The organism is Protofrankia sp. Cj3, from assembly GCF_917627355.1.
Lineage (GTDB): Bacteria > Actinomycetota > Actinomycetes > Frankiales > Frankiaceae > Protofrankia.
In genome coordinates this window covers 7,890-12,049 of record NZ_CAKJTR010000020.1, presented here as the reverse complement: position 1 = coordinate 12,049, position 4,160 = coordinate 7,890, and the positions used below count along the sequence as shown (strand labels likewise).

General features: G+C 69.4%; 3 protein-coding genes. All 3 read left to right on the top strand.

The annotated features are described in order from the left end of the window. Positions 1-888: 888 nt before the first annotated feature. A complete protein-coding gene (locus MJ783_RS04545) occupies positions 889-1,422 on the top strand; it encodes a hypothetical protein (protein WP_239308659.1) in 534 nt (177 codons plus the stop codon). 244 nt (positions 1,423-1,666) lie between these two features. Beyond that, positions 1,667-2,722: an agmatinase gene (speB, locus tag MJ783_RS04540; RefSeq protein ID WP_239308658.1), complete on the top strand. Its 1,056-nt coding sequence runs from the start codon at positions 1,667-1,669 to the stop codon at positions 2,720-2,722. Between the two features lie 195 nt (positions 2,723-2,917). Further along, a complete protein-coding gene (locus MJ783_RS04535; protein WP_239308657.1) occupies positions 2,918-4,159 on the top strand; it encodes a spermidine/putrescine ABC transporter substrate-binding protein in 1,242 nt (413 codons plus the stop codon). Position 4,160: the final 1 nt, after the last annotated feature.

Below are 4,160 nucleotides of genomic sequence, written 5' to 3'. Positions count from 1 at the left end.
CAGCGACCGGCACGGGCGACGCCTTGACCGAGTCAGCGGCGGCAGCGGCTGGCAGGGCTGACACGTCGGGCGCGTCGGGCGCGTCCGCTTGATCGGCGCCCGGTACCGCTGGCTGGGCCGAGGACCGCGCTGGTGGTTGCCGAGAAGAGCCAGCCGCCGATGCGCTGGCGGACTTCCCGCGGGGCGCCCGGGGCTGCTTCGCGGGTGACTTCGGCTCGGGCCGCGCCGCCACCGTTTCATCAGAGCCGTCCCGTGGAGCGGGAACCGCCCGCCGGCCGGATTTCGCCACGGTACCGGCGGCAAATGGCGCCGCGGCGGGTTCTGGAGTCACTCGCTGAGTGGGGACGGACTCAGCCGCTACGGACTCGTCTCCCAGCGAATCTCCGAGTGAATCTCCCGACCGCGGTGCGGGGGTTTGTGCCGGTACGGCCGGCTGTGCCCGCGTGGGTTTCGGGTAGGCATCGTGCTGCGGCAACAACCTGTTCACAATGCGTCCGCTCGGGCCCGGCCCGCGGTGGATGCGCCCATTGTCCGACAGCCGCCGACAGACCTGGTTCACGGTCTGCCGACGAAGCTCCAGCGCTTCCGCCAGCTGTCCGTCGTCCAGGCCGGCCGGAGCCTTTGCCAGCCGCTCAAGAATGCGGTCCGCGACAGTAGTCACAAACCCGGACGCTATACGCCATCCAAAATCCGCTTGCAAGCGGGGTGGGTCGACTTCAGCGCCTGTCGTCCGTCCGTGGTGAGTCCGGCGCTCCGCGCGAGCGGTGCAGGCGTGCCCGGTGGTGGTTTGATGATCCGTGCGCCTTGGCGTTATCCGCGGCCCATTCGGGGAATAGCCGCCGATGACACCCCACGGCAACAAGCCAATGATCCAGCCAGGAGGCGACGATGGCGCAACTGATGCCGGACGACGACATCAACAGCGTCGACGCCGGCTACATCAACGCCTATGGCGGCCCGCTTGAGCAGTCCGAGAGCCTCGACAGCGACGGCCTCGGATCAACCGACCGGGGGCATGACCCGCTTGACGACGGCTGGGATCCGCCGGACCGCTTCAGTCCGGGTGAACGCTTCGGCACGACCGCCGCCGAACAGCGTACGGGTGAGTCGCTGGACTCGCTGCTCGCGCAGGAGCAGCCCGATCCGGATCCGTATGCCGAGGCGGCCCGGTTGGAGTCGGGCGACGTCTTGGAGTCCGACGTGTACGCTCCGTTCGATCCGCCGGAAAAGCTCACGCTGGACCTTGACGGACCAGCGGGCAGTTCACCCCCTCTGCTCGCCGACGACGAAGGCGTACGGAACGTAACCACTGGAGAACTCATCGCACATGGCCCGGTCGGTGGACGCTGCCGCAGCCGCGAGGACCCCCCGCGGCCGAGCGCACCGGAGGAGGAAGCGGTACGGGTCCACGACGAAGAGTGACCGGCGATAGGGGACGCGATGTCGCGGGGCTGGGGCACGCACCTCGCATCGTTGTCGCCGGTCGACGCCCAACACCTCCGGTGACTGCCGGGCGCTCTCATCCGGCCCCGGCCCGCTCCAGCACGATCCGATCGACGCCCTCACCGCCACCCCGCTGGCCGCCACCGGCCACCGGCCACCGGCCACCGGCGGCAGGCCGCGCCCGCGGTCTGCACACCACCGCCATACCCGCCATGCTGGCACGATGGCCTACGGCGAGCCGGCTCCCGACGACATGACCGCGGCACGCGAGCCGCCAGCGAACGACGCCCCCGGTTATGAGGGGCTGGCGACCTTCTGTCACCGACCGTGGTTGCCCGCGCCGGCAGACCTCGCGGCCCGCCGTCCGGACGTCGCCGTGATCGGAGCGCCGTTCGACATCGCGACCACTCATCGGCCGGGCGCCCGCTTCGGCCCGCGGGCCCTGCGCGCGCTCGCCTACGAATCCGGCACATATCATCTCGATCTCGGTATTGAGATCTTCGACTGGCTCGACGTCGTGGACGCCGGGGACGCCCGCTGCCCGAGCGGGCAGACCGAGGCGTCCCATCGCAACATCCGCGCGAAGGTCGGCGGCGTGGCCGGGCTCGGCATCATCCCGGTCGTCATCGGCGGCGACCACTCGATCACCTGGCCAGCGGCGTCCGGGGTGGCCGAGGCCGTCGGCTGGGGCGAGCTCGGCGTGCTGCACTTCGACGCGCATGCCGACACCGCGAACATCATCGATGGCAACCTCGCCTCGCACGGGACACCCATGCGCAGGCTGATCGAGTCCGGAGCCGTCCAGGGGCGCAACTTCGTCCAGGTCGGGCTGCGCGGCTACTGGCCACCACCGGACGTGTTCGCCTGGATGCGCGAACAGGGCATGCGCTGGCACCTGATGCAGGAGATCTGGGAGCGCGGATCGCGCGCGGTTGTCACCGACGCGATCGCCCAGGCTGTGGACGGCTGCCGCGCGCTCTATCTGTCCGTGGACATCGACGTGCTCGACCCCGGCTTCGCGCCGGGTACCGGTACGCCCGAACCAGGCGGGATGACACCCGCGGACCTGCTGCGCGCCGTCCGCCAGGCCGCGCTGGACACCCCGCTGGCGGCGGTGGACATCGTGGAGGTCTCGCCCCCCTACGACCATGCGGAGAACACCGTCAACAACGCGCATCGGGTCGCGATGGAGGTGTTCGCCGCCCTCGCCCACCGGCGGCGCCGCGCCGCCGGTGGTGTCCCCGGCCTACCTGGACGCGACCCGCACGGCATCTCCTGACCCGCACCAGCCCCCCTGTCCACCCGCCCCGGTCCCCCGACCCCCGGTCCCCGGTCCGCTGCGGACCGGGGGGACTCGCGTCCCGCCAGCGTGGGGACGGGGACCCTCTATTGGGCAGGTGGACCGCTGTTGGGAACATAAGGGACAGCACGCCCCGATACTCTCCCGCGGACTTCCCACTCTGAGGTGGCGCCCATGCAGGGACGGCAGCCCCGACGATCAGCGAGCCGGCGGTCGCTCCTGCGCGGATCGATCGGCGCGGCCAGCCTGCCCGGCCTGTCGGCGCTGGTTGCGGCCTGCTCGGGTGCGCACACCGAAACATTCTCCGAACAGCAGCACCCGAAACCCGGCCCGAACAACCCCATGCTGTGGCCCATCAGAGCCGACAACCAACCCATCGCGAGCAACCTGCCGCCGGAACGCGACCGCCCCCTCAAAATCTTCAACTGGCCCGACTACATCGACCCACGGGCACTCGCGTCGTTCCGCGACTCCGTGGGTGTGACCGTCGAGGTGACGACGTTCAGCGACAACAGCCAGGCGCTGGAGGCCATCTCGGCCGGCACCGTCGACCACGACATCTACCTGCCGAGTTATGACCAGCTCGCCCAACTGGTCGGCAACGGCCGGCTGCGGCCGCTGAACCACAGCTACATCCCGAACATCAGCCAGGTATGGCCGGACTTCACCAACCCATTCTATGATCTCCAGTGGCGCTACACCGTGCCGTACACCGTCTACAGCACCGGCATCGCCTGGCGTTCGGACCTCGTCAGCGAGGACATCAGCGCGCGGGACAACCCGTTCGACGTCTTCTGGGACGCCCGGTACCGCGACAAGATCTCCGTGATCAACGACTATCGAGCCGTGATGGGCATGGTCCTGCTGCGGAACGGCCTCGACCTGAACACGACCCGGCAGAGCGATCTCGACCTTGTCCGGGCGCAGCTGGCCGACATGGTCCGCGAGACCCGGCCCAAGGCGACGATCACCAACTACCGAGACCTGCCCGGGGGGCACTTCCCCATCGTCCAGGCCTGGTCCGGTGATGTGGTGAACGCCCGCAACTACCTGGCCAGGAACGCGAACCCGAACATCCTGCGCTACTGGTCACCGAGCGACGGCCGCCACCAGGCGGACAACGATCTGATGGTGGTCCTGCGGAACGGCAGGAACCCGGTGGCCGCGCACATGTTCCTCAACCACATGCTCGACTTCGACGTCGCGGTGAGAAACTACGCGACGATCGGGTACCAGCCACCGCAGAACCGCATCACCTCCGCCGGACTCATCAGTCAGGGGTTCCTGCCACCGAGCCTGGCGAGCGCGGCCGTGGAACCGGCCTACTTCGCCACCGGCCTGCGCATTCTCGAGCTCGACCCCGACGTGGACCGACGCTGGCGGTCGGTCTGGAACGAGTTCCGCACCAACACCTGAC